The organism is Mesorhizobium sp. 128a (assembly GCF_053848025.1).
Window position 1 is genome coordinate 125106 of sequence record NZ_JBSPKY010000015.1, and the last position, 25447, is coordinate 150552.

General features: G+C 61.9%; 20 protein-coding genes and 1 tRNA gene. 16 read left to right on the plus strand and 5 right to left on the minus strand.

Annotated features, from left to right (window positions below; translation table 11 throughout):
- Positions 1-102: 102 nt before the first annotated feature.
- The 5 genes from ACWTU9_RS23660 to ACWTU9_RS23680 all read left to right on the plus strand — a co-directional run bounded on the left by ACWTU9_RS23660 (position 103) and on the right by ACWTU9_RS23680 (position 6699).
- Entirely contained in the window at positions 103-1998 is a 1896-nt protein-coding gene (locus ACWTU9_RS23660; protein WP_455860397.1) for an ABC transporter ATP-binding protein, read from the plus strand.
- On the plus strand, positions 1995-3893 hold the full coding sequence (locus tag ACWTU9_RS23665) for an ABC transporter substrate-binding protein (RefSeq protein ID WP_455860398.1): 1899 nt from the start codon (positions 1995-1997) through the stop codon (positions 3891-3893). The genes ACWTU9_RS23660 and ACWTU9_RS23665 overlap by 4 nt, the downstream gene beginning before the upstream one ends.
- A gap of 2 nt (positions 3894-3895) precedes the next feature.
- Positions 3896-4894, plus strand: coding sequence for an ABC transporter permease (locus ACWTU9_RS23670; protein WP_454588877.1), 999 nt, complete (start codon positions 3896-3898; stop codon positions 4892-4894).
- Positions 4891-6072, plus strand: a complete 1182-nt coding sequence (locus ACWTU9_RS23675; RefSeq protein ID WP_455860399.1) for an ABC transporter permease — start codon at positions 4891-4893, stop codon at positions 6070-6072. The genes ACWTU9_RS23670 and ACWTU9_RS23675 overlap by 4 nt, the downstream gene beginning before the upstream one ends.
- Before the next feature lie 147 nt (positions 6073-6219).
- Positions 6220-6699 (plus strand): class I SAM-dependent methyltransferase, encoded by a 480-nt coding sequence (locus ACWTU9_RS23680; RefSeq protein WP_455860400.1) that lies wholly within the window; start codon positions 6220-6222, stop codon positions 6697-6699.
- A gap of 142 nt (positions 6700-6841) precedes the next feature.
- Here ACWTU9_RS23680 and ACWTU9_RS23685 read toward each other — a convergent pair whose 3' ends face one another.
- A complete protein-coding gene (locus tag ACWTU9_RS23685) occupies positions 6842-8257 on the minus strand; it encodes a DUF5939 domain-containing protein (protein ID WP_455860401.1) in 1416 nt (471 codons plus the stop codon).
- A gap of 206 nt (positions 8258-8463) precedes the next feature.
- Here ACWTU9_RS23685 and ACWTU9_RS23690 point away from each other — a divergent pair, with 206 nt between their 5' ends.
- The 3 genes from ACWTU9_RS23690 (at position 8464) to ACWTU9_RS23700 (ending at position 11357) form a co-directional block, all read left to right on the plus strand.
- Positions 8464-9285 carry a hypothetical protein gene (locus ACWTU9_RS23690; protein WP_455860402.1) on the plus strand — a complete coding sequence of 274 codons (822 nt, stop codon included), beginning with the start codon at positions 8464-8466 and terminating at the stop codon, positions 9283-9285.
- Positions 9286-9459: 174 nt separating this feature from the next.
- Positions 9460-9978 carry a GNAT family N-acetyltransferase gene (locus ACWTU9_RS23695; protein ID WP_455860403.1) on the plus strand — a complete coding sequence of 173 codons (519 nt, stop codon included), beginning with the start codon at positions 9460-9462 and terminating at the stop codon, positions 9976-9978.
- Positions 9978-11357 (plus strand): hypothetical protein, encoded by a 1380-nt coding sequence (locus tag ACWTU9_RS23700; protein ID WP_455860404.1) that lies wholly within the window; start codon positions 9978-9980, stop codon positions 11355-11357. The genes ACWTU9_RS23695 and ACWTU9_RS23700 overlap by 1 nt, the downstream gene beginning before the upstream one ends.
- Before the next feature lie 16 nt (positions 11358-11373).
- On the opposite strand, the gene ACWTU9_RS23705 is transcribed toward ACWTU9_RS23700, so the two are convergent.
- The gene (locus ACWTU9_RS23705; RefSeq protein ID WP_455860405.1) at positions 11374-13143 is read right to left on the minus strand and encodes an adenylate/guanylate cyclase domain-containing protein; all 1770 of its coding nucleotides are present in this window, start codon (positions 13141-13143) and stop codon (positions 11374-11376) included.
- A 225-nt stretch (positions 13144-13368) separates the two neighbouring features.
- On the opposite strand from ACWTU9_RS23705, the gene ACWTU9_RS23710 reads away from it, so the two are divergent.
- Together ACWTU9_RS23710 and ACWTU9_RS23715 are read left to right on the plus strand one after the other, a co-directional pair.
- Entirely contained in the window at positions 13369-16653 is a 3285-nt protein-coding gene (locus tag ACWTU9_RS23710) for an adenylate/guanylate cyclase domain-containing protein (protein WP_455860406.1), read from the plus strand.
- 18 nt (positions 16654-16671) lie between these two features.
- Positions 16672-17352: a redoxin domain-containing protein gene (locus ACWTU9_RS23715; protein WP_455860438.1), complete on the plus strand. Its 681-nt coding sequence runs from the start codon at positions 16672-16674 to the stop codon at positions 17350-17352.
- Positions 17353-17365: 13 nt separating this feature from the next.
- Here ACWTU9_RS23715 and ACWTU9_RS23720 read toward each other — a convergent pair whose 3' ends face one another.
- The gene (locus ACWTU9_RS23720; RefSeq protein ID WP_455860407.1) at positions 17366-19597 is read right to left on the minus strand and encodes an SAM-dependent methyltransferase; all 2232 of its coding nucleotides are present in this window, start codon (positions 19595-19597) and stop codon (positions 17366-17368) included.
- A gap of 701 nt (positions 19598-20298) precedes the next feature.
- Between ACWTU9_RS23720 and socA the strand changes: the two genes are divergently transcribed.
- Together socA and ACWTU9_RS23730 are read left to right on the plus strand one after the other, a co-directional pair.
- The gene (gene socA, locus ACWTU9_RS23725) at positions 20299-20847 is read left to right on the plus strand and encodes a type VI toxin-antitoxin system SocA family antitoxin (RefSeq protein ID WP_455860408.1); all 549 of its coding nucleotides are present in this window, start codon (positions 20299-20301) and stop codon (positions 20845-20847) included.
- 311 nt (positions 20848-21158) lie between these two features.
- The gene (locus ACWTU9_RS23730; protein ID WP_455860409.1) at positions 21159-21539 is read left to right on the plus strand and encodes a hypothetical protein; all 381 of its coding nucleotides are present in this window, start codon (positions 21159-21161) and stop codon (positions 21537-21539) included.
- Between the two features lie 96 nt (positions 21540-21635).
- On the opposite strand, the gene ACWTU9_RS23735 is transcribed toward ACWTU9_RS23730, so the two are convergent.
- Together ACWTU9_RS23735 and ACWTU9_RS23740 are read right to left on the minus strand one after the other, a co-directional pair.
- A complete protein-coding gene (locus ACWTU9_RS23735; protein ID WP_455860410.1) occupies positions 21636-22163 on the minus strand; it encodes a hypothetical protein in 528 nt (175 codons plus the stop codon).
- Between the two features lie 188 nt (positions 22164-22351).
- Positions 22352-22426, minus strand: a tRNA-Gly gene (locus ACWTU9_RS23740).
- Positions 22427-22641: 215 nt separating this feature from the next.
- Between ACWTU9_RS23740 and ACWTU9_RS23745 the strand changes: the two genes are divergently transcribed.
- The 4 genes from ACWTU9_RS23745 to ACWTU9_RS23760 all read left to right on the plus strand — a co-directional run bounded on the left by ACWTU9_RS23745 (position 22642) and on the right by ACWTU9_RS23760 (position 25427).
- Positions 22642-23139 carry a prolyl-tRNA synthetase associated domain-containing protein gene (locus ACWTU9_RS23745; RefSeq protein WP_455860411.1) on the plus strand — a complete coding sequence of 166 codons (498 nt, stop codon included), beginning with the start codon at positions 22642-22644 and terminating at the stop codon, positions 23137-23139.
- Between the two features lie 142 nt (positions 23140-23281).
- Positions 23282-24277: a thioredoxin gene (gene trxA / locus ACWTU9_RS23750; RefSeq protein WP_455860412.1), complete on the plus strand. Its 996-nt coding sequence runs from the start codon at positions 23282-23284 to the stop codon at positions 24275-24277.
- A 191-nt stretch (positions 24278-24468) separates the two neighbouring features.
- On the plus strand, positions 24469-25140 hold the full coding sequence (locus ACWTU9_RS23755; protein WP_455860413.1) for an LON peptidase substrate-binding domain-containing protein: 672 nt from the start codon (positions 24469-24471) through the stop codon (positions 25138-25140).
- A gap of 32 nt (positions 25141-25172) precedes the next feature.
- Entirely contained in the window at positions 25173-25427 is a 255-nt protein-coding gene (locus ACWTU9_RS23760) for a Trm112 family protein (protein WP_455860414.1), read from the plus strand.
- Positions 25428-25447: the final 20 nt, after the last annotated feature.

Genomic DNA, 25447 nt, shown 5'->3' on the forward strand with positions numbered 1-25447 from the left:
GGAGAATTCGTTTAGAATCCAAGTTGCTCTAGGCTGGCAATGCGCTAGTCTTGCTCAGGGCCTGCCGGCCGGCAGGGCCGCCAGGGTGGGGCTGGGGTGAGAATGAATTCAGACGTGGATCTGCTGCGGATCGAGGACGTTGGCATCTCTTTTGCCATTGTCGGGGGACCGTTGCATGCCGTCAGGCGCGCAAATCTTCGCGTCCTGCCGGGCAAGGTCACCGCGCTTGTGGGTGAGTCCGGTTCCGGAAAATCGGTCCTCAGCCAGGCGGTGATGGGCATTTTGCCGAACACTGCCCATGTTCGCGGCCGTATCCTGTTTTCCGATCCTGAAAGGCCCGGCACGACGCAGGACATCCTGACGATGCCGCGTGATGGCCCCGAAATCCGGGCGTTGAGAGGCAGCCGCATCGGCAAGATCTTTCAGGAGCCGATGACATCACTGTCGCCGCTGCACACGATCGGCAATCAGGTCAGCGAATCCCTGCAGATTCATACGCCCATGGCTCGAGCGGAGCGCAAGGCGCGGACCGAGGAAATGCTCGGCCTTGTCGGCTTTCCCAATCCCAAGCGCGCCTATGACATGTATCCGTTTGAACTTTCGGGCGGATTGCGGCAACGCGCCATGATCGCCATGGCTCTTATCTGCCGGCCCGCTCTGTTGATCGCCGACGAGCCGACAACTGCGTTGGACGTCACCATCCAGGCGCAAATCCTGCAATTGCTGCGCGGGCTGCAGACCAAGCTGAACATGGCGATGCTGCTGATCACACACGACCTCGGCGTGGTCGCCAATGTCGCCGACGAGGTCGTGGTCATGTACCATGGCGAGATCATGGAAGCGGGACCTGTGGAGGCGATATTCCGCCGGCCGGGTCACCCTTACCTGAAGGGCCTGATGGCAGCCGTTCCGCATTTCGACCTGAAGCCTGGCGAAAGGCTGAAGGCGCTCCGCGAGGTGCCGGTGAATGTCGAGAACCTGCTGGGCAAGCAGACGGCGGCGGCCTCGAAGGGGCCGGACGACATCCTGCTGTCGGTCAGGGATCTGAAAAAGGTCTACACCACCCGCAAGTCCGCATGGTTCGGCGGGAGCCATCAAACCTCTGTTCGCGCCGTGGACGGCGTGAGCTTCGACATCAGGCGGGGTGAGTGCCTGGGCCTGGTCGGCGAAAGCGGCTGCGGCAAAACCACCGTCAGCAAGATCCTGATGCGGGCTGTCACCCCTAGTGGCGGCTCGGTGGTCTTCAACGGCCGCGAAGGACCGATCGACGTCCTGGACGCCGAGGGAGACGCCCTGCGTTTGCTGCGCGCGAAAATCCAGATGGTCTTCCAGGATCCGGTTTCGTCGCTCTCGCCGCGCATGACGGTGGAGAACATCTTGAGCGAGCCGCTGGAAATCCATCAGCGGGGCAATTCCGCGTCCCGGCTCGCCACGGTGAAGAGCCTGATGCAGGCAATCGGGCTCGATCCGCGCTTCATCCAGCGTTATCCCCACAGTTTCTCGGGCGGGCAGCGTCAGCGTATCGGCATCGCGCGCGCGTTGGCGCTGGGGCCCGAACTCCTGATCTGCGACGAGCCGGTTTCGGCGCTCGATGTCTCTGTCCAGGCGCAAATCCTGAACCTTCTGAAGGACCTGCAGAAGGAACTGGGTCTGACCTACCTGTTCATATCCCACAATCTGGCGGTGGTGGACTACATGGCGGATCGTATCGCGGTGATGTGCGGCGGGCGTATCGTCGAGCTTGCGCCGCGCGAAATTCTGCTCAGGAAACCGATCCACCCCTACACGCGCTCACTGCTCGCCGCAGTCCCTTTCCCCGATCTCGACCGGCCGATGGATTTCAAGACGCTGAAGCTCGGCGGCGCTTCCGACACCAGCGCATGGGGACCGCAATTCCGCGACGAGGGCGAAGAGAATACACTGTCGCCGCTCGATCTTGGCGGCGGCCATCTCGTGCTGGCCCGACGTTCCGCCGATGTCAGCGAGTTGCGCCATTGATCAGCCGTCGCACCCTCCTTGGCCTCATGGCTTCGGCACTCGTGCCGGGCACGTCGCGCGCTGGCGATCTGGAGCCGGATTTTCTTCAGCCGCAGCTGGCGGCCAAGGCGCTGCCGGCACTCGCCGAGCGCTTGCCCAAGAGCCCGCGCGCGGTGAATCTCGCTGCGATGGGCCGGCAGCCCGGCCAGTATGGCGGCACGCTGCGGACGATCATCGGCAGCCAGAAAGATATCCGGATGATGACGATCTACGGATATTCCCGGCTGGTCGGCTATGACGAAAAACTTAACCTGCAAGCCGACATTCTCGAAAGTTTCGACGTCGCGGACGATCGCGTCTTCACCTTCAAGATACGCGAAGGACACAAATGGTCGGACGGCAGCCTGCTTACGCCGGAGGATTTCCGCTATTGCTGGGAAGATGTCTGGCTGAACGATGAGCTTACGCAGGGTGGGCTCGCCCCGGCCCTGATGGCGGATGACAAACCGCCACGCTTCGAGATCGTCGATCCGTTGACGGTGCGCTACAGTTGGGATGCGCCCAATCCCGACTTCCTGCCCAAGCTCGCTGCCGCTGCGCCGCTATCGCTTGTTCTGCCGGCCGCCTATCTCAAGCAGTTCCACAAGAAATACCAGGATCCATTCCGGCTGGCCGGCCTGATGAAGGAGAACCGGGCCAAGAAATGGACGCTCCTGCATATCCGAATGTCGCGGCAGTATCGCCCGGAGAACCCTGATCTGCCGACGCTCGATCCCTGGCAGAACCGGACCAAACCGCCGGCCGAGCAGTTCATCTTCGAACGCAACCCGTTCTTCCATCGAATAGACGAGAATGGCCGGCAACTGCCCTATGTTGACCAGTTTGTCCTGAATGTTAGCTCGTCGGCGATCATTTCCGCCAAGACCGGTGCGGGCGAGAGCGACCTGCAAGGCATGGGAATTGATTTCAGCGACTACGCCTTCCTGAAAGACGCAGAGAAGCGCTACCCGGTGAAGATGCATCTGTGGAAACGCACACAGGGTTCGCGGCTGGCGCTGCTGCCCAATCTGAATTGTGCCGACCAGGTGTGGCGTGGCCTTCTTCGTGACGTGCGCGTGCGCCGCGCCTTTTCGCTCGCCGTGGACAGGCGCGAGATCAATTTGGCCGTGTTCTACGGATTGGCGAAGGAAAGTGCCGATACGGTCTTGCCGGAGAGCCCGCTCTACCGGCCGGAATTCGCGAAAGCCTGGGTCGCCCATGATCCCGACCAGGCCAATGCCCTGCTCGACGAGGCTGGTCTTCAGGCACGTGACGATGACGGCCTGCGAATGCTTCCCGACGGACGCTCCGCGCAGGTCATCGTGGAAACGGCCGGTGAAAGCACGCTGGAAACCGATGCGCTCGAACTCATCACCGATCACTGGCGCAAGATCGGCATCGCTTTGTTCATCCGGACTTCGCAGCGCGATATCTTCCGCAGCCGCGCGCTTGGCGGCCAGATCATGATGTCGATGTGGTCAGGCATCGACAATGGCGTGGCGACCGCCGACATGAACCCCTACCAGCTGGCCCCCACCATCGACGACCAGCTGCAATGGCCGCTCTGGGGGGCTCACTATCTGTCTCATGGCAAGATGGGTGAGGCGCCCGATCTGCCTGAAGTGGTCGAGTTGATGGCGTTGCTCAAGCGCTGGAACGCATCGACCGCAACCAAGGAGCGTGCCGAAATCTGGAATTCGATGCTGTCGATCTACACCGATCAGGTGTTTTCGATCGGCACCGTGAACGCAACGCATCAGCCGGTTCTGGTGTCCTCGCGGCTGCGTAATCTGCCTGACAAGGCACTCTACGGCTACGACCCGACCTCCTATTTCGGTGTCTACATGCCGGATACATTCTGGCTTGGAGGCTCCTGAGCGTGCTTCGATATCTTGTGTGGCGCATCGCCGTCATGGTTCCAACGCTGCTGGTCATATCGGCGCTGGTGTTCACCATCATCGAACTCCCGCCGGGCGACTATTTCGACAGCTATGTCGCCGAGCTTCGGGCCCAGGGCGAAGCGGTGGATTCCGATCGCATCGAGATGATGCGCAAGGAATATGGTTTCGACCAGCCGCCGGTCATTCGCTACTTCTACTGGGTCGGCGGGATGCTGCACGGCGATTTCGGCTATTCCTTCGAGTATGAGTTGCCGGTTCGCGACGTCGTTGGTGACCGAATGTGGCTGACCGTGCTGGTTTCCTTCGTCACGATCATGTTCACCTGGCTTATCGCCTTTCCGATCGGCATGTACTCCGCCACGCATCAATACAGCTGGGGCGACTATGGCCTGACTTTCATGGGCCTTCTCGGCCTTGCGATTCCGAATTTCATGCTGGCGCTGATCCTGATGTACTTCGCCAACATCTGGTTCGGCACGTCCATCGGCCATCTCATGGACCAGCAATATCTCGGCGAGCCAATGAGCTGGGCCAAGGCGAAGTCGATCCTCGCCCATCTCTGGATCCCGGTCTTGATCATCGGCACCGGGGGCACGGCAAGCATGATCCGGCGGCTGCGCGCCAATCTGCTCGATGAGCTGCACAAGCAATATGTCGTGACGGCGCGTGCCAAAGGCCTTCATCCGTTCAAGGCGCTGGTCAAATATCCGATGCGCATGGCGCTCAATTTCTTCATTTCCGACATCGGCTCCATCCTGCCGGCCATCATCTCCGGCGCCGAAATCACGGCGATCGTGCTGTCTTTGGAAACGACCGGGCCGATGCTGATCAAGGCACTGCAAAGTCAGGACATGTATCTGGCTGGGTCGTTCCTTATGTTCCTCGCCTTCCTGACTGTCATCGGCGTGCTGATTTCAGACCTGGCGCTGGCGCTGCTTGATCCACGAATTCGTTTGCAGGGCGGCAGCACCAAATGAAGCAGGATTCGCCGCTGCCCGCTCCGGGTGCTCCACTGCAACACTACATTTCCAGCGCGCCCTTTGACCTGCAGTCGGTCGAGGCGATGACGCCGGAGCAGTCGAAGGTTTTTCAGGCGTCGCAGTTGCGGCTGATGTGGTGGAAATTCCGCAAGCACCGGCTTGCGCTTATATCCGGCATATTCCTGGCAGTGCTGTATTTCGGGATACTGATCTCCGAGTTCCTCGCGCCCTACAATCTGCACACACGCAACATGGACTACATCTATTCGCCGCCGCAGCAGGTGCACCTGTTCCACAATGGCGAGTTCGTCGGGCCGTTCGTCTATGGCCGCCACATGACGCTGGATATGGACACGCTCAAGCGGAACTACATCGAGAACCACGACGATGTTCAGCGACTCCATTTCTTCTGCAAGGGCGACAGTTACCAGTTCTGGGGCCTGATCGAAGGTGACAGGCATTTTGTCTGCCCTGCCGAACACGGCCAGCTCTTTCTGGCCGGCACGGACAGGCTGGGGCGCGACGTGCTCTCGCGCATGATCTATGGCGCACGCATTTCACTGACAATCGGCCTCGTCGGCATCAGTTTCAGCTTCCTGCTCGGCATCGTCATCGGTGGACTGGCCGGCTATCACGGCGGTGTCTTCGACCTGATCGTTCAACGAATAATTGAAGTTCTGCAATCGATTCCCAGCATTCCGCTGTGGCTGGCCCTGGCGGCGATCATGCCGATAACCTGGAGTCCGATCCTGATCTATTTCGGCATCACCGTCATCCTCGGGCTGCTCGACTGGACCGGGCTGGCGCGGGCGGTGCGCTCAAAGCTTCTGGCCTTGCGCGAGGAGGATTACGTTCTGGCCGCGCAGTTGATGGGCGCCGGGAGCAGCCGCATCATCAGGCGGCATCTCATTCCCGGCTTCATGTCGCACCTGATCGCGACGGCGACACTCTCCATACCCGGCATGATCCTGGGCGAGACGGCGCTGAGCTTCCTCGGGCTCGGCCTGAGGGCGCCGATAACCAGCTGGGGCATCCTGCTCACCGAGGCGCGCAGCGTCAGCGTGATCGCGTTCTATCCATGGCTGCTTTTGCCGATGCTGCCCGTCATCCTCGTCATCATGGCGTTCAACTTCCTCGGCGACGGCTTGCGGGACGCCGCGGACCCCTACAAGTGAGATCGCTATTCCGCAGCGCGGCCTGCCGACGACCCCACCCGGTATGACGCTTGTCAGCGGCCGGTTGCATTATTGCAAGGTTCGTCGTTCGCCTCTATATGCGGCAAGCCTCGATCGGGGCTGCTGGTTCAGGACATACAATCGCATATGAGTCGCCTCGACAATTTCATCAGCAGGATGACCGCACAGCGCGACATTCTCAATCAAATCTGCCCCGAGGTGGCGAAGATGGAGGGGCTTGTACTCGAGCTCGGGCTCGGCAATGGCCGGACGTTCCACCATCTGCGAGAGCTTCTGCCCGGGCGCCGCATCGTGGTGTTCGACCGCGAAGTTGGCGCACACACCAGCTCAATTCCCGAAGCTGAAAACCTCGTGCTCGGCGAAATACGCGAGACGGCCCGCAAGTTCATTGGCATCGACGCCGCTCTTGTTCATGCCGACATCGGCACCGGCTATGACGATCGCGATGCAGTGACTTCTACCTGGCTTCCCGATCTGATTGCGCGCATGCTTCGCGTCGGCGGCTTCGCGGTCAGTGGCACGCCGCTCGATCACCCGCTGCTGCTGCGCCTCCCGCCGCCGACTTCGGAGCCCGCCGATCGTTATTTCCTCTGCAGGCGCGTGTGAAGGCGGAGACGGCCAAATCTTCAGGGGCCCAAAGCGCGTCGCGTGAAAACAGATTCACACGACGCGCTTTAGGTCATTGTTTGATGCATGTCGTTATCGCAAACCGAGGTCACTTTTGCGCGACATGCATTAAGCCTTCCCTTCAGGGGATCGTATAGACTGCTATCTCCCGCTCGATGCCGCGCAGCGAGACCTCATGAGGCACGGGCGTCAGCGCATTCCTGTGCAACAGATCGGCGGTGAGATTGTCGTCGACCACCGCACGCGTAGCGAAGATCGCCTGAGCGTCGGCAAGGTTCTGGACCCGCGAAGCAATGTTGACCGTCTGGCCGAAATAGTCCTGCCGCTCATTCATGGACACGGCGATGCAGGGGCCGGCGTGAACACCGATCTTGAGCAGGAGATCCTCGCGGCCGCTTTTCTCATTGAGGTCACGCATGGCATCGCGCATCCTGAGGGCCGCGGCAATCGCTCGATCAGGCGTGGCGAAGGTCGCCATGACCGCATCACCGATCGTCTTCACCACCGCGCCAGCCTCCGCCGCGACGATCTCGTGCAGAACCTGGAAATGCTCGCGTACGAGATCGAAGGCTGAAAGATCGCCCACCCGCTCGTAAAGCTCGGTCGATCCGCGCAGGTCGGTGAACAGGAAGGTCAGGCTGGTGATCTTCAGGCGCTGGTCGATGTCGAGCGTATCCGTGCGATAGAGATCGCGGAACGTCTGGTTGGTGAGCAGGCGTTTGGCGGTCACGAAGGGCCGGCGCTTGCCGATGAAATCATGCAATGCCGGGCCGGCGATGAAGACCGCAGGCAGCACGCGGGTGTCGGTCCTGTTTTCCAGCGAAATGCGCAACGGGCCGGGTTGCATCTCCAGCGTCTGGCTCTGGACATGGTCGCGGTCGAAGACCAGAGAGAGGCTTCGGCGCTCTGTTGCCGGTTCGCCCTTTACGTCGATGAATTGCGCCGAATGGGTGACCGGCTCGAAGACGATGATGAATTGGGACGGAAGCTGTATGTGCAGAACCGCCTTTTCACCGGGCGCAAGCTCGATATCCTCCAGCGAGAACGCTTCCATCTGTTTCGCCAAATCCTCATCCGGCAGATCGGCGCCGGACGCCCAGTAGATCTGGCGGTAATATTCCACCAACGGCAGTTCGTGTGGATTGTGGGCGGCAATCCTGCGCACGCGGGGACTGACTGTGAATGTCACCTCCACCATCTCATCGAGGGTCGGCGAATAGCCCTGGGAGCACAGCGCGCAGGTGTATTCGTCCTTCTGCATCGTTTTCAGCGTGCCGTTGGTGTCGAGCACGCCGCCACAGCCGGGGCACAGGACATTCCAGGAAATGTCGAAGATGCCCACCCGCGCCGCATGGAGAAAGGCACTGATAGCACGTTCCTCGTCGAGGCCATTCTTGCTGGCGAAGGCGAGCGCGTTGATGCGGCAAAGCTCACGGTCCTTGCCCTCCGCGACGGTTCGCCGGATCGCGTCGATTGCCTGCGGATCGACATCGGTCGATTGCCGCAGAAGCGAGAACAGGTCCTGAGCTTCGTTCATCGTGCAGGCTCCGAAAATGCCCCGCCCGAGGCGGGTTGGCCGGACCGCTCCTTGGTCCGACTTCGCCACTTTACGCCGAAACGGGCCGTACGGCCATGCGAATGGACAAGCCTGGTGACAGGTCAATTTCCATTCGGCGGATTTTCACCGGCCGCAAGCGGCACTATGATGGGTGCTTGGGGCATTCATCTTTGGGGCTTTCTCCCGTGCCGACACCCGACAACCCGCCATTTCCCGCGGCCCTGCGCCTTTTCTCCGCTGGGGTCATCATCGTCCTGATCGTCGGCGCCGGCCTGTTTTTCGCGCCTGAGCTGGTCAAGCCGCGCTGGCCCTGGCCCGTGACGCCATTCAGTGCCCGTTTCCTCGGCGGCTTCTACACCGCCGAAATGGCAGTGATGGCGGCGCTCTTGTTCTGGAATCGCTGGTCGCCCGGCAGGCTCGTGCTGGTCATGGCCTTCATCTTCACCGTTATCGTGTCGGCGGTTTCGTTGATCAATCTCGGCTATTTCAACTTCGGGCGCAAAGCGGCCTGGCTCTGGTTCCTGGTCTATCTTGCGTCGGCCGCGGTATCCGGGCTGTTCCTGTGGCGGGCAAGGACCCGTCCGTCAGCAAAAGGCCTGACCCTGAGCCCCGCATGGCGCAGCTACATGGTGGCGGAAACGGCGATCCTTGGGCTCTATGGCATCGGCATGTTGCTGTTTCCTCTGATGGTCAGCAGCACCTGGCCATGGCCGGTCGATCCCTTTCACGCCCAGGTCTACAGCGCCATCTTCCTCGCCGGCGCAGGCGGCGCATATCTCGTCTGGAAAGGCGCGCCGCGCGAGGAACTGCTGGTGCTCGGCCTGGCGCAGTTCCTGGTTGGCCTGCTTGCCATCCTTGGCCTCATCATTAGCGACGCCGCGGTGCACAAGATCGGCTGGACGGCGACCAGGACATTGTGCTGGCTCGCTCTTTTCGGCTGGATCGGCATCAGCGGCGCCTTCAAACTCTACACCGCCTCCCGGTATTTCGGCGTGCAATCGGCATAGGTTGCAGAGATAACTGGATTTTCAGGCGACGTCCGGTGCATCGTGCCGGCCGATTGCGTTAGAGCGTTTCACCGTTTCAAGAAAACGGCGAACTGCTCTATCTCTTTGTTCTGTCGCAATTCCGGGCGGAAAACCGCTCACACTTTTCCTGGAATTGCTCTAGCCAGGGACGCCATGACCAGCACGACCTCTACCGAGAAAATCCAGCCGCAGCTCCGCGCCGTCCGGCCAAGCGATGCGGAGGCGCTCTGCGCTATCTTCAACATGCCGGGCTTCCGCTGGGGCACGCTCAGGATGCCTTTCGAGATGGTGGAGCAGGTGGAGCGGCGCATCGCCAAGTCCGGCCAGGAAACCACCTGGATCGTTGCCGAGATGGACGGCAAGGTCGTCGGACATGGCAGCCTGGTCGTGCAAAGTTCGCCGCGCCGTTCGCACATAGGCGAGATCAATATCGGCCTTGACGATGGCTTTGTCGGCAAAGGCATCGGCTCTGCCATACTTGGCGCGCTGCTTGACGTGGCCGACAACTGGCGCGCCCTGAAGCGGGTCGAATTGAGCGTCTATGCCGACAACGAACCGGCCATCCGCCTCTACACCAGTCACGGCTTCGAGGTCGAAGGCCGGCATGTGAAGGCCGGTTTTACCGACGGGCAGTACCACGACCTCCTGACCATGGCCCGGCTGCGGTTCTGATGACCGCCACCTTTGATCCAGCGCCCACGCCTCCGGTGGAAATTCTGGCCGTGGTATCGCTGCTCTGCCCGGAAGTCGTGCGTGACATCGAACAGAAGTGGAATGCACCGGTTTCCGAATACGCGCGCCATCTGTGGCGGCCGGTGGCAAGGCCTGCATCGGGGCCGGCGATCGCTGCCCGCGCGATCCTGCGAGACGTTCTGCATCAGCGGCTTGGTGTGATGATGCAGCCCGAAGAGGTCGGCAAGGCGCTCGACGAATTCGAGCACAGACCGGTGATCCAGTCCGGCCTGCACTGCCTGCTTCTGATGGACCGGATCACCTTCGATGCTCTCCTGCTTGCCTGGCTCGGCGCGGTCGAAAACGGGCTGTCGGCCTTCTTCGGCTTCATGGGGGCGACGATGACCATGGAAACGATTGGCCGGGAGGGGCCGGGATGGCTCGATGTCGGCGACGACAAGGTCAATTTGTTTGGCATGGGACGCCACAAACTGTGCCGCAAAAGCGCCTGCGCGGCCGGTCCCGTCACCCTCAACAAACGCGCACTCGAAGCGGTGGGCGACGAAACGGACGCCAGAAGCTGGCTAGGCACACTGCTCGCCAGCCAGGACAAGGTGTTTGCAACCGCCGCCGATGCGCTGACAGAACTCAACGAGGATCTGGTCGCTAGTTGGGATCGTTCCGGCATGGCCCGGCCGGTTTTCATCGACGATCGGCTCGCCGCGTCTGCCGTGGCGCGGCATCTGGACCATGACGGCAGTCTTCTTTCCAGGCTGCTCATGGAGCCCGCAAGGCGCCAGCGTCTCGAATGTGCCTTGCAAGAGGCCGAATCGGGTCCATTTGGCAGATTCCTGCCCAATGCCACAGCCTATTTCTGGGGCATCCGCGAGCAGCGCGTGCGCAAGCTCGTCCTTGAGGGCGGGAACCTGATCGAGCCTGACAGGCCGCATGGTCTTTCGATCCCGTTCGAGCGGCCGCAACTCAGGCAGGCGCTGCTGGACGGCGTGCTGCTGCCGAACCTGTTCCTGATGTTCCTCGTCCTTGCCATATTGCCGCGCGTGCGGGTTGTGGGCGGCCTGAGACAGATTGGCTATGTCGCGCTTTTCCACTCGATCCTGCTGGCTGCGCTGGATGAAAACGCGCCGGACGAGCGCGATCTGGCTGCGGAGCTGCAGGTTCGGGAAAATGCTTGGGGCATGCGGGTCATCGATGAAAAGATCTCGGTCCGCGAGCAGCTTGCCGGCCTGCCGGAGGGGGCCCTCTTCCCGGACCTGCTCCGGGAGTATCGATCGCGGACATTTGCCGAGACGACCGAGGACCTGAAACTGGTTCGCGAAAACGCCCGATGGCGCAAGATCGGCCGGGCCTTCGGCGCCTGATCCGGCCGTCACCCCGTCATTGCACCACACCGGCCTTGCGGAGCCCGTCGACCATGAGGTCGAAATCGGCAGGATTCTTGTAAGGCAAGACTTTGCGACGATATTCCAGCGAATAGTCGGGATTGACGCGAAGCAGCTCCTGCCATGCCGCGTGGGCCTCCTCCAAACGGCCCAGATGGCCGTAGCAGGCGGCCAGGAGCGCGCGCGAGACGTCGGTGACAGCGTTGCGAGCCAGCCGTTGGAGCAAGAGGTCAACGGCTTCTTCGTACCTTCCCAGTTGGAACGCTGCCAAAGCCTGGAAATGCAGAAGCACATCTGGAAAGTATGGATTCAAGGTCTTCGCCCGGGCGAAACTCTCGAGGGCCTCCTCGGGTCTGCCCGAATAGTACAGCGCCTCGCCGAGGCTGACGTGCCCTTCCGCGAAGTTCGGATTGAGGACGATCGCGCGCTCGGCCTCGTCGACGGCCCCATCGTGCCGTCGTGTGTACAGCTTGGCTATAGCCAGCGCCCAGTGCGCCCAGGGATCGCTGCCATCCAGCGTTACCGCTCGCGTTGCGACCTCTTCCGCTTGCGCCATCGATTCCGGCGGAGAGGCACTCCACCTGTTGAGGTAATCGAGCCCGTGCGTGAGGGCGAGGAAAGCGTGGGCAGAGGCAAAGTTCGGGTCCAGGTCGATGGCACGTTGCAAGACGTCGCGGGCTGCGACGTTGGTCTCCTTCGTCAGCCGGTGCCACAGCTCCCGGCCCCGCAGGAAACAGTCATACGCCTCCGCGTTGCGCGGATGCTCGGGCGCCAGCCGCTGACGGTCACCCTCGGTCAGATTGAGCGCAAGCGCACCGACGATCTGCTGCGTCACGTCGTCCTGCACGGCGAATATGTCGGTCAGTTCGCGGTCGAACCGCTCCGCCCAAAGATGGCCGCCCGAAATTGCATCGATGAGCTGCGCGGTGATGCGCACCCTGTTCCCCGACTTGCGGACGCTGCCCTCAAGCACATGCCGCACGCCGAGCTTCGCGCCGACCTCCTGCACATGGACGTTCTGACCCTTGAAGGTGAACGACGAATTGCGTGCGATGACGAAGAGCTGCGACAGCTTGGACAGCGCCGTGATGATGTCCTCGGAGATGCCGTCGGCGAAATAGTCCTGCTCGGCGTCACCGCTCATGTTGGCGAACGGCAGGACGGCGATCGACAGCTTCGGCGGCGCTGCCGCGGCCGGCAGGCTCGCCGCTGGTTCCGGGGTCGCGGCCGCCTTGGTCCCGGCGCCAACTTGCAGCGAATAGACCCGGATCGGCTCGGCGATGTTCTTGAGCTGCGTGCTGCCGAGATCGCTGACCGAGAGGTCGAGCCTGGCCTTGACCTGGCGATAGGCATCCTCGGACAGGCAGATCGCGCCGGGTGACGCGACGCCCTCCAGGCGCGAGGCGATGTTGACGCCGTCGCCCATCAGGTCGCCGTCGCTCTCCTCGACCACATCCCCCAGATGGATGCCGATCCTGAACTCGATGCGGCGGTCCTGCGGCACGCCGGCATTGCGCTCGAGCATGCCGTTCTGAATCTCAACGGCACAGCGCACGGCATCCACCACGCTGCGGAACTCAACCAGCGCCCCATCCCCGGTGCGCTTGATCACTCGCCCGTTGTGCACTGTGATGGTGGGATCGATCAGGTCGCTGCGCAGTGCTCGCAACCTCGCCAAAGTACGATCTTCGTCCGCGCTCGCGAGCCGGCTGTATCCGACCACATCTGCAGCCAGGATTGCGGCCAGCTTGCGGTTCTCATTCATGCGTCCGCCTCCTCATCTCCACGATAGCAGGAAGACGGGGGAGGAGGAAATTTTCGCAAATGACGGCCGCGCAGCCGCCCGTATCGGCAGCGCTTTGCCGCCGAGCCCATACGGTTGCCAATTTGCACTACCGCTTGCCGGATGACGGCCATCGGTTCATCCTTGTGAATACCCTGGCGATAACGAGCGTGGCAGATCACGCGTTATGGCCCAAGAGAGGTGTCCATGGACTGCTCGGGCTGCGGTTTCGAGATTGAGGGCGGCTACGCCTTCTGTCCGAAGTGTGGCCGGCGCCAGCCCGTGCCATGCGCCAGTTGCGGCTATGTCTGCGCACCTGATTTCGAGTTCTGCCCGAAATGCGGAGCAAGCGTCGGCGCGACCGCAAAAGCCGCGGAGCGGCCTGCTCCGACACCAAGCCGGACCACTGCGCAGCCCTCTCGAACTCCGTCGCGGAACATCGAAAGCGAAGAAGGGCCGCATCCCGTCTCCGACGCCGATCGACGGACGGTAACGGTCCTGTTCGCCGATCTCTGCGGCTTCACGACACTCAGCGAGCAGCTCGACCCCGAGGTAATGCAAGCGCTGCAGAACGAACTGTTCAAGGAATTGACGGCGGCCGTGCAGAACTTTGGTGGTTTCGTCGACAAATTCATCGGCGATGCCCTGCTTGCCTTGTTCGGTGCGCCGGTCGCGCATGAGGACGATCCGGAACGTGCGCTTCGCGCCGCTCTCGACATGATCGCCCGGACGGCGCGGCTCGGTGAAAGCACCCCCCACTCCGGCACGCCTCTGTTGCTCCACATCGGCATAAACACGGGTCCGGTCGTTACCGGCGGATTGGGCATCGGCACCGCCAAATCCTATTCAGTGACCGGCGACACAGTGAACACGGCGCAACGCCTGCAATCGCTGGCCGCGCCGGGTGAGGTGCTGGTAGGCGAGCTCACGCACAGGCTGACCCGGCATGCCTTCTCTTACGAGTCGCTGGGCGATGTCGTCTTCCGCGGCAAGGCCGGCAGTGTGCTCGTCCATCGACTGGATGCGCCGCTTGCGGCGCCGCGTGCAGCGCGTGGGCTTGAGGTGCTCGGCCTCAGTGCGCCGCTAATAGGCCGTGATGCTGAGTTCAACAGAATGCTGGCGAGCCTTGACCAGGCGTGCGGCGGCTCGGCCCAGCTTGTCCGCCTCGTCGGAGAAGCCGGTATCGGGAAATCGCGACTGGTGAAGGAGTTCGTTGCCCGCGTGGGCGACGAGGATCGATTTCGCAATGTCGCCGTGCGGCAGGCCACGTGCTCACCGCTGGGCGAACAATCGTTTGGCGCCCTGGGCGCAGTGGTGCGCAGCGCCGCCGGGATGATGCAAAACGACAGTGGTGACGAAATGCGGGGCAAGCTCGCAGCCTTGCTTGGCGATCTCGGCCTGCAGGGCGAGGAGGCGAAGCGGCTGATGCCTTTGCTCTACCATGTGCTCGGCCTTGGCGACCCCGATGCCACCTTGCAGCATGTCGAGCCAGAGCAGCTGCGGCGGCAAATCCTCTATGCGGTTCGCACCATCATCGAACGGCGGCTTGCGTTGTCGCCGCTGTTGATTGTCGTCGAAGATCTGCACTGGGCCGACGCCGTTTCGCTCGAAGCACTGCGTTTCGTGATGGACAGGCTGGAACGCACGCGGCTGATGTTGCTGGTCACGCATCGTCCGGCGCCGGACAACGACCAGCTCGATTCAAGTCGGGTCAGTCACACCGCGCTCAGGCTTTCACCGCTCAACAGGGATGACGGACGCAGCCTGGTGGCGGCGCTTTTCGGCGAGAGCTGGGTAAACTCCGCGGGAGGCCTTCTCGACCAGATCCTCGAGCGCGCGGGCGGCAACCCGCTTTTTATCGAGGAGATCGTTCGCGGCCTTATCGATCGCGGTGTGTTGACGCGCGAAGGCCAGCAATGGCGGACCGCGGCAGGCGAAGTCGCAACCGGCATCCCTGCTACTATCCAGGCAATGTTGCTTGCCCGCGTCGACCGGCTGCCGCAGGAGGTGCGCCGGCTGGCCCAGGAAGCCGCGGTCATCGGGCCGCGCTTCGATGCCACGCTTCTGAAAGCCGTGACAGCCGACCCCCGCCGGCTGGAAGCCGGCTGCGAGCTGCTTTGCGATGCGGAAATCATCGAGGAAGTTGCGGGATCAGGCTCTGTCTCGTCGCAAGGCTACCGCTTTACGCAAACATTGCTGCAGGACGTGATCTACCAGAACCTGCTCCTGCAACGCCGGACCGACATCCACGGCCGGGTCGGTGCTGCCCTGGAGCAACTGTGCGGCGACAAGCCGGAACGGTTCGAGGATCTGGCCGCGCTCGGTCATCATTTCGCACAGAGCGCCGAGCGGGAGAGGGGCGCGCATTACCTGCAGGCGGCGGGGGATCGCGCTCGCACGATCTACGCCAATGACGACGCCCTTCGTTTCTACGAGCGAGCACTGGCCGCGTTGGGCGCGAGCAAGCAAACACCGCTCAAACTGGCAATAGCAGAGCGCATTGCCGATTTGAGCGGCGCGGCAGGCCGCCGCGAGATCGCGCACCGCCACTACGAGGCGGTGTTGCAGGCCTACCGGGAGTCGGCCGATCGTGTCGCGTCGGCGCGCGTTTTGCGCAAGATCGGTCGGCTGCTCTGGGACGTGGGCAAGCGGGACAACGCCGAATCCCGCTATGCCGAAGCGGCAGCGCTCCTCGATGGAGCGGATGCCCCGATCGAGCAGGCGCATCTCTGGCAAGAACGTGGCCGACAGGCGTTCCGTAGCGGAGATCATGCGCTCGCGGCAAAATGGGCGGACGCGGCGCTGGATTGCGTACGCACTCTGCCGACCGGGCAGGTCTGCGAGGATGCCACTCTTGTGACCGCCGAGGCCCTCAATACCAAGGCTGTTGCGCTGGCTCGCCTTGGGCGAAACAATGACGCCGTGCGTGAGGTTGAGCGCAGCATTGAACTGGCCGAAGCCGCCGGTCTGCTGGGTGCGGCCTGCCGCGGTTACACCAATCTCGGCGTGCTTTACACGACCATCGATCCGGCCCGGGCGATGGAAGTCTGTCGGCGCGGTCTTGAAGTGGCACAGCGTATTGGTGATCTGGGCTTCCAGGCGCGCCTCCTCGCCAATCTGGCGGTGGCTTGCTGTACTTTCACGGATCGCTGTCCAACGGAGGGCGTGCCTGCTGCCGAGAAGGCCATCGAGATCGACCGGGCGCTCGACCAGCGCGAGCACCTGCCGGTGCCGTTGATCGTGCTTGGGCAGATCCACCAGTGCAACGGCCATCCGGAACTGGCGGTCGGCTTGTTCCACGAAGCACTGGACGTAGCCCGCGAAACGGGCGAGCCCCAATTGCTGTTTCCGTGCTATGATGGTCTTGCAACGCTTAATCTCGACCTCGACAATCTGGCCGAGGCCGAACGCTATTTTTCCCTGGCGCAGGGTATATGCGCCCAGCACGGGCTCGACCCGGAAGCGCTTGTGGTGCTGCCTTTTCTCGACTAGCCGGGCGGGAGGTTGGAAATGTCCGCGCGTAGTGACTTGTTACCGCTTCAACCAGGCGACGTTGCGCCGAACCTGATCCTCGATGCCATTACCCAGGAAGGCAAGATCGCGCTTGACGACTTTCGCGGACAAAAACCCGTGCTGGTCGGCCTGTTTAGAGGTCTGCATTGTGCGTTTTGCCGGCGCCATATCGCCGCCCAGGCGCGTCTCGATCCGGAGCTGCGTGAAAAGGGCGTGGAGAGCCTGACGGTGGTCAACACGCCGATCGAACGGGCGCGTCTCTATTTCCGCTACCATCCGATGCCGAACCTGCTTGCAGCCTCCGACCCTGAGCGCGCTTCACATCGTGCCTTTGGACTGCCCAATCTCGAATTCACCCAAGACGAGACGAACTGGCCGTACAAAGTCTCGATCGCATCGGTAATGGATATGCGGGTCGACATACCGGGCGAGTTGCCCGGTCCTATGAATCCTATGGCGGCCGGCGAAATCCTCGACAAGAAGGACCATTACGAAATGACCGACGCCGACCAGCAGATGATGGCAACGGGACACGGGCAATTGGTCGGTCAGTTCCTGTTGGACCGGCAGGGGATCGTCCGCTGGAGCTTCACCGAGGTTCCAGGGGGCGGGCGATACATGTTTGGGGCGCCAAACCCGAAGGAGCTGATGTCAGCCGTGTCCCAAGTCGCCCAATAATGAGCTGACACGCTCAACGTTCATCGAGCACGGCCTCGACGGTGGCAACGAAGTCGTCGAGCGAGCGGTCCCCGCGTATCTCGATGCGCGGCAGGTCGATGGGATCGCCATCGAGGTCCGCCGGCCCGTGTTTGCGGCCGAAGCCTACTCGATAGCCGCACTCCCTGGCCAGCCGGCCAAGCCGCCGGTCGGTGACAGAGAAGGGTGCCGCGAACGCCGTGGTTGGCCGACCAGTCCAGCGTTCTATGAACATGCGAGAGCGCAGGAGCTCGGCGGCCAGCTCAGAGGTCGACAGAGCATCGATCGCGCGATGCGTCGCCATATGGCTGCCGAAGAATGCACCTTCGGCCGCGAGGCGTCGCACCGTCCCGGCGCCCATGAGCGGCGCCGGCGGACCGCTGTAAGCGTCCCATTGTGCAGTTTCACCCACCAGATCCGTCACCAGGAACACTTCCGCGGTCAGGTCGTTGGCGCGCAAGATCGGCCAGGCATGGTCGGCAAAGTTCTGGAAGCCGTCATCGAAGGTGATGACAACCGGGCGGCCTATGAAAGGCTGCCGGTTGGCGATCGACGCTTCCAGCTGCCCGGACCCAATGGCGTGAAAGCCATTGGCGCGCAGCCATGCCATCTGGCTGGCGAAGGCGGCGGGCGCGAGCCGAAAACGGGCGAGCGCGGCCGGACCTTCATCGGCAACGCCGTGATACATGAGGACAGGGATACGCCGGCGCCGCTCGCTGCGCGCGACGTCGCGGCGCAGGGCCCGCGCGCCGCCCCGGACAATATTTCGCGCGACCCCGATTTCGAGGGGCGCGCGGATCGGCACATGATCGATCCTAGGTTCCGTCGCCACATCGTCCGGTGACAGGCGGCGGAAGCGGTCTATGCGATAGAGCTCGGTCTGGATCGATTGTTCCAGCACGAGGCCTTCGGTCGCCGCCAGCGTCTCCGAGATCGCTTGTGCGCCGAATGTGTTCCAGTCGAAGCCCGTCTTTTCGACATTGTCACGCAGAACGAATGCGTGTGCACTGATGAAACTGCCGCCGGGCGCCAACGCCTCGGCGAATTTCTTGGCGATGCGCCGCAACTCGGCGAGGTCATCGAGGTAGTAGAGCACTTCCGAACAGAAGATCAGATCCATCCCACCCGGCAGCGTGTCGGCAGCGAAATCGAGGACGCCGAACTCAATGTTCGGCTGATCGCTGCATCGCGCACGGGCGCGTTCGACGGCTATGGCGGAGATGTCGGTTGCAGTTAGATGGCCCACGCGCGGTGCCAGCTGCCGTGTGAAATGGCCCTCCGCGCAGGCCAGCTCAAGCGCCCGTCCAATGGGACCGGTGGGCAGAATTTCGAGCTGCCGCTCATATTTTTCCTGCTCATAGGACGAACCGTAGTTCCACGGATCCTCGGTCGCGAAATGGCGATTCCAGAACGCCGTGCGATCCTTGTCGTGCTTGTCCGCGACCCGAGCGCGACGCGGCGGCCCAACAGGCTCCGTCGGTTCGGCGCTCGAGCGGACCAGCTCCTGCGCTTGCGCGGCCAATTGCGCGAGTTTGCCAAAGTGGCTGTCCGGATCGGACCGGCCTCCCGCCATGATCAATGACGCCTCGGCTGCAATCATGTTTGACGTGTCGGCCGCGACGCCCTTTCGCGGCACAGGCGATCCTCTCGCAAGCCGCTCGGCGGGCACGACATCCAGGATCAATTCGATCCAATGATCCCTTGTCACCGTCCCGAGTACGCCGAACTGCACGACAGCCTCGATCCGGCCATCCATCATCAGATGGGCATAAATCTGATCGATGCCTTCCGGCAGTTCGGTCGCGGTTGGATACCGGGCGTCGACGCGAATTCCAAGTGTCCGCGCCAGCCTGCGCGGCGCGGCAAGATCGTCGGCGTCGAGAAGCATTTGCTCAAGCTGATACTGGATTCGGCGAGCCGCGCCGGGATTGTCCCAGAGCTTGCCGAGTCCGACTATCAACTCGGTGATGGCGCCGCCGAACCTGTCCCACCGGGCAGCCAGTTGCCCCGGCACCGACAGGCTTCCCGCCATAAGGCCATCGACGATCACCCTGGCGATCTCACGCGCCCACTTGCGTCCCGCCGGGAGCGCGCGCAGGGCCTGTGGGTCGATCGAGCGCGAGCCGGAGCCGCACTCCGACGCGGCGTTCCGCAACGCCAGCCAAGCGGACGCTTCGGAAGCCGTGCCGCCGTTCGCCGAACTTGAAACCAAGGGGTTGTGCGCCACGCCGTCTTACCCGCGCCTGGTTACAAGGTGGAACGAGAGTCCCGCAACGCGCTTACAATGAGCGTACATTGCCGGTTTAGAAAGCCATATAAGCAAAAGGCGCCCCGAAAGGCGCCTCTTCATCGCTTGATCCCCCTTGAGGAAATTGGAGCGGGTGAAGCGATTCGAACGCTCGACCCCAACCTTGGCAAGCGACAAATTGCGCCGTCTGAGGAGTATCGTGGCGCATCCCGCATAACACGCAAATTCGCCAGAATACAAGCTTCTGGCCATACAAAGGGCTCGGCGTTCACGAACTGGCGTATTCCGTTGTGAATTAAGCGGAACCGCTGCGAAATCCGGTAGCGGTAACCGCGCAGTGCCCCCCCGCTGACTGCTCTCTTCCACCCTCTGCAATAAGCACAATGTCCCGTATCCCCGGCTCTGGCCACCGGACCAGAAACTCCGTCGGTATGCCGGTTTCTGTTCAGCCGCTTCCGCCAGCCGAACACGAAATGATCGAGATCCCTGTCGCCAAGCTGAGCGGACTGCACCTGGTAGGGTAGGGTAAGGTAAGTGGGTTGGCGACGTAGCATGTCGGGAAAAACGCCTATGATTGAGGCGTTGGCAACAGCACGCAATTAGGGCATTCCTTGTCAAATGATTTGTCTCGGCGCATAGTGCGAACAAAGCAGGAACATAGAGGTGCTGGGCATGCGGCGATGAGCGATAAGTACGATCCGAGAGCGGTTGCAAATCTCATGCTCGACGAAGCGGACCGGCTTGGGATCAAAATCACAAACCTTGCCCTTCAGAAGCTGCTTTACTTCGCACACGCAATTCACCTGATGCGGACTAAGAAGCCGCTGGTCTCAGGTTATTTCGAGGCTTGGCAATACGGGCCTGTTCATCCAGCAGCGTATCGGGCTTTCAAGGATTGTGGTTCTGCACCAATCACTTCTCGCGCCGCGGGCCAAGACGCCTTAACTGGAAAACCGAAGGACATCCAGAAACTAGACGACCTCAGTCTGACCGCACTGTTACAGCAGGTGCTTAATTCCTACGGCCGTATGTCGCCCGGGCGTCTCGTTGACCTCTCTCACGCCAAGGATTCTCCCTGGGCGTATATCGCGGACAAAGCGAGAACGGAAGTTGCTTTTGGGTTTAGAATCTCAGATGCTGTGATCTTGGACCGATTCCGGCACCACAAAATATCCGTAGGTGCGGAACCTCGCTCAGGAGAACCTGGTGATGATACGCCCTTTGCCTGATATCGATCTAGCGCGGATAGCACCGCAATCGGACGACATGAAGCGTAAGAGCTTGGAGGCGATGAAGGTGGGACGACCTCCGTTCTCCTACAAGCCTGTCCGCAGTTGCTTTGGAGATATCTTCAACCTCCAGCCTGAGATGTTTGGAGGAACGGCCCGGACGGAATGGTCGAAAATCCAAAAAGGAACTCATCCGGCAATGCAAGTCCGACGACGAGCTGGAACATAACAAGCGAGTAGCGCGAGGCTTATATGAGTTCGCTTCCGAAATGCGCGTTATGAGTCGGAGGCAGGAATTCTTTCCGCTGGCAATGAGCATTGGACGAAAAGTCACGTTTTGGCTACCGATGGTGGTCGCTATTGAAGACCAAGCCCATGCTGTTTTCGTCGAGCCTCGTCGTACGCGGGGGTTAACGGCCGAGGGCCGGCGGTTCGCTTTCTCCATGATGCATGAGCGAATTAGAGCTGCAGATGAGGATTTCGCCGGATTAAAGTTAGCCATCTTACGTTTCGGAGACCCGGAAGGCGACAAGCGTGTCGTTCGCTTGTTTACTGATAAAGGCGTCGACCTGTATGACCTCGGCGAACTGGAGAACATGGTCTCGTCCACCTACGATATGTGGCGTGAAGTTTGTGAAGACCGCGAACGTGATGCCCGTAGCAGAGGAACGGGTACAGGCTCGTTGATTTGAACGTCGCTCAGCTGAGCGAAGCCGCGATTTCAGGCTGGGTCGACTCCGCAAATTAGGGGCTTGTGTGGCTTGTCGCCCACTTCCGGCCGGATGGGCTCAAATCGTGGACACCACCTTACGAAGCTGGCCAAGGGTCGACGCGAGTTTCTGCCCATCATGTTTTAGGGCCGCCAGTCTGGCTTCGGTTTCGGACTGCTCTAGTACCACCATCGTGCGATCCGGTTGGCGTGAGCGGATCGACAGCGTTCGAATGAGCAACATCCATTGGCCGTTATGGTCTACTGTCACCTTGATCATTCCATGACATAGCAGCGTACGGAACGCCTCATGCTTTTCGCGGTACTTTGAGAGTTCAGCAAGGGCGCGCCGGCCTGTTTCCTCGAATGGGCCCCCGGGGCCAATCGCCACTGCCAAGTCTTCGAATCTTTGGCCGATGAGATGGCGCAGACGCACTGCGACCTCACCTTGGTCCATGGCGCTCAACGCAAGCAATGTCTCCGTCACGGCGGTTTCGACCATTGAGAGATGGTGCATACAGGCACCGCGCCAGGAATTGACCTCGGCGAAAATCGTATCCCAGTTGACCGATTGTGGCGGTGTTGTTTCGTCAGAAATAACGATCATTTATTTTTGATAACATGATCACGTTAAGCATCGGATAAGCGGCCGTCAGTCGAATCCGATAATTGGGTAACCCGCGTGTAACCGCGAGCTTTTCCAGTATTCCGATAGCCCCGATCTAAAACTGCCCAGAACGCGAAAAAGCCGCGGCGAACCGCGGCTTTTCGATGCTTGATTCCCCTTGAGGAAATTGGAGCGGGTGAAGCGATTCGAACGCTCGACCCCAACCTTGGCAAGGTTGTGCTCTACCCCTGAGCTACACCCGCTCACACGGCCCTTGGCCGCAAGCCGGGCCTATATGGCTGAAGAGCGCGGCGATTGCAACAGGGAAATGACGGGCTTTTTGGCCGCGGCAAATTGCGCGGCACAAGCGTCTCGACCGGGCTGGCGGTTCATCGACTTTGCGCGCGACGGTCTTGTCTCCGCGGCATCATTGGCCGTAAACGGCTTTGCCCCGCATCGAGACAAGGGAAGATCATCAATGCCGAAGACCGAAGCCGAGCTTTTCGCCTTTCTTGCCGATCTCGGCATAGACGTGTCGACCGTGCGCCATCCGCCCCTCTATACGGTGGCCGATTCGCAGTCGCTGCGCGGGGAGATTCCGGGGGGGCACACCAAAAACCTGTTCCTCAAGGACAAGAAGGACAATTTCTTCCTGGTCAGCGTCGGCGAGGATGCGGTGGTCGACCTGAAGCAGATCCACACGGTCATCGGCGCCGCCAGCCGGGTGTCGTTCGGCAAGCCGGAGATGTTGATGGAACTGCTTGGCGTCATTCCGGGCGCGGTCACCCTGTTCGGGCTGATCAACGACACCCAGAGACGGGTCAAGGTGGTGCTCGACCAGGATTTGATGGCGCATGACGTCATCAATGCGCATCCGCTGACCAATGAGGCGACGACGTCGATCGCTTCGGCCGACCTCATCAGATTCGTCGAGGCAACCGGACATGATGCTGCTATCTTGAAAGTCTCGGCTTGATCGCCACATGGATGGCGAAAACCGACTTTTTGTTTCAACGCAATTCCGGGCGGAAAACCGTCTCACACTTTTCCTGGAATTGCTCTAGCGAGGACGTCGCGCCTGCTCCGCTGGCGAGGGGCGCGATCGGAAGGGCGACGACATGAGCGACAACAACAATCCGTTTGGCGGCCAATTCGGCGGCAATTCCGGCCAGTACACCACTTCGGTGCAGTATGGCGGCGCCGAGCCGGCCAAGGCGGCAGCCGGCACCGTTCCGGCCGGTGGCGACCTGATCAAGGACACCACGACGGCCACCTTCGCCGCCGACGTCATCCAGGAATCGCGCAAACAACCGGTTCTGGTCGATTTCTGGGCTCCGTGGTGCGGGCCCTGCAAGCAGCTCACGCCGCAGCTGGAAAAGGCGGTCAAGGCCGCCGGCGGCAAGGTCAAGCTGGTCAAGATGAACATTGACGACCACCCCTCGATCGCCGGCCAGCTCGGCATCCAGTCGATCCCGGCGGTCATCGCCTTCAAGGACGGCCAGCCGGTCGACGGTTTCATGGGCGCCATCACGGAGAGCCAGATCGGCGACTTCATCACCAAGGTCGGCGGCAAGGGCGATGGCGCGCCGCCGGTCGCCGAAGCGCTGGCCGCGGCAGCCGAGGCTCATGCGGCGGGCGATACGCAGACCGCTGCCGACATCTATGACGCCATACTGGCGCAGGCGCCGGAGACGATCGAGGCGATCGCCGGGCTGGGCGAGCTTCTGTTCGAGGCCGGCGACAGAGAGGGCGCCGAGGCGCTGCTGGCAACGGCGCCGGAGGCCAAGAAGGATGCGCCCGCGCTTGCCGCGCTGCGCGCCAAGATGACGCTGGCCGCGGAAGCGGCCGCGCTCGGCAATCCGGCCGAGTTCGAGCAGCGCCTGGCCGCCAATCCCGGCGACCACCAGGCGCGTTTCGATCTTGCCATGGTCCAGAATGCGCGAGGCGATCGCCACGCGGCGGCCGACAATCTGCTGGCCATCATCAAGGCGGACCGCACCTGGAACGAGGACGGCGCCAGGGCGCAGCTGTTGAAGCTGTTCGAGGCCTGGGGCATGACCGACGAGGCGACGCTGGCGGCGCGGCGCAAATTGTCGTCGCTGCTGTTTTCCTAGTGCATGATCCCGAAAAGTGGGAACCGGTTTTCGGAAAAGATCATGCACCAACAAATAGCCATTCGCCGGCGAAATTGTTCGTGGAGCGGCTCGGGGGCCTTGCGGCCTGCGGCGGCTGCGCCAGATTAAGGCGATGCTGACGATGCGGGGCTGCGCAGGCTGCATGCCGCCGAAGCGATCGGAGGACTTAAGTGCAGGTCGGAAACGCATATTACCGGGTCGGCAAGGATTTGCCGTCAACCATCCCGGTGTTTCCGCTTGCCGGCGCGCTGCTTCTGCCGGGCGGCCGCATGCCGCTCAATATTTTCGAGCCGCGCTATCTCGAGATGGTGGATGAGGCGATCGCCGGCGCGCGGCTGATCGGCATCATCCAGCCCAGCCTCGATGGTGCGCTGCGCGCCGATGGCGAGCCGGAACTGTGCAATGTCGGCTGCGCCGGGCGCATCATCTCGATGGCCGAGAGCGGCGACGGCCGTTATCTGATTTCGCTGCAAGGCGTATGCCGGTTCCGCATCGCTCATGAGCTGCCGGTGAAGACGCCGTTTCGGCAATGCAAGCTGGCACCGTTCCTCACCGATCTTAGCGAAGACCAGGCGGCAAACGAGATCGACCGGCCGGCGCTGCTCAAAGCGTTTCGCGCCTATCTGCAGGCCAACGATCTCGAAGCCGACTGGGAAAGCGTCAGCCGCGCCGAAAACGCCATGCTGGTCAACGCGCTGTCGATGATGGCGCCCTACGGGCCGGCCGAGAAACAGGCGCTGTTGGAAGCGCCGGATCTAAGGGCGCGGGCCGAGACGCTGATCGCCATCACCGAAATGGCGCTGGCGCGCGAGAATGAGGATTTTGGCTCCAGTCTCCAATAGGGGCTGGCCGGGTTTGGCTGAAAGGGGATCTGATGGCTGCGGACGGGCGTGAGGGCAAGGCGGCCAATGTCGATCCAAAGCTGCTGGAGCTGCTGGCTTGCCCGCTGACCAAGGGGCCGCTGGCCTGGGACCCCGAGCGTGGCGAGCTGATCTCGCGAGTGGCCAAGCTCGCCTATCCGGTTCGCGACGGCATCCCGATCATGCTGCCCTCGGAGGCGCGGAGCATTTCGGCCGAAGACGTGCTGTCGCCGCCGCGGCTGAGTGGGCCGGCGCAGGCTGGACGCTGATCGGGGCAAAGCGCCCCTCC

Bases quoted from the DNA above. Each gene is read 5' to 3' on its own strand.
- ACWTU9_RS23660 (WP_455860397.1), top strand. From the start codon at position 103: ATGAATTCAGACGTGGATCTGCTGCGGATCGAGGACGTTGGCATCTCT.
- ACWTU9_RS23675 (WP_455860399.1), top strand. From the start codon at position 4,891: ATGAAGCAGGATTCGCCGCTGCCCGCTCCGGGTGCTCCACTGCAACAC.
- ACWTU9_RS23680 (WP_455860400.1), top strand. From the start codon at position 6,220: ATGAGTCGCCTCGACAATTTCATCAGCAGGATGACCGCACAGCGCGAC.
- ACWTU9_RS23685 (WP_455860401.1), bottom strand. From the start codon at position 8,257: ATGAACGAAGCTCAGGACCTGTTCTCGCTTCTGCGGCAATCGACCGAT.
- ACWTU9_RS23695 (WP_455860403.1), top strand. From the start codon at position 9,460: ATGACCAGCACGACCTCTACCGAGAAAATCCAGCCGCAGCTCCGCGCC.
- ACWTU9_RS23700 (WP_455860404.1), top strand. From the start codon at position 9,978: ATGACCGCCACCTTTGATCCAGCGCCCACGCCTCCGGTGGAAATTCTG.
- ACWTU9_RS23705 (WP_455860405.1), bottom strand. From the start codon at position 13,143: ATGAATGAGAACCGCAAGCTGGCCGCAATCCTGGCTGCAGATGTGGTC.
- ACWTU9_RS23710 (WP_455860406.1), top strand. From the start codon at position 13,369: ATGGACTGCTCGGGCTGCGGTTTCGAGATTGAGGGCGGCTACGCCTTC.
- ACWTU9_RS23715 (WP_455860438.1), top strand. From the start codon at position 16,672: ATGTCCGCGCGTAGTGACTTGTTACCGCTTCAACCAGGCGACGTTGCG.
- socA (WP_455860408.1), top strand. From the start codon at position 20,299: ATGAGCGATAAGTACGATCCGAGAGCGGTTGCAAATCTCATGCTCGAC.
- ACWTU9_RS23730 (WP_455860409.1), top strand. From the start codon at position 21,159: ATGAGCATTGGACGAAAAGTCACGTTTTGGCTACCGATGGTGGTCGCT.
- ACWTU9_RS23735 (WP_455860410.1), bottom strand. From the start codon at position 22,163: ATGATCGTTATTTCTGACGAAACAACACCGCCACAATCGGTCAACTGG.
- ACWTU9_RS23745 (WP_455860411.1), top strand. From the start codon at position 22,642: ATGCCGAAGACCGAAGCCGAGCTTTTCGCCTTTCTTGCCGATCTCGGC.
- trxA (WP_455860412.1), top strand. From the start codon at position 23,282: ATGAGCGACAACAACAATCCGTTTGGCGGCCAATTCGGCGGCAATTCC.
- ACWTU9_RS23760 (WP_455860414.1), top strand. From the start codon at position 25,173: ATGGCTGCGGACGGGCGTGAGGGCAAGGCGGCCAATGTCGATCCAAAG.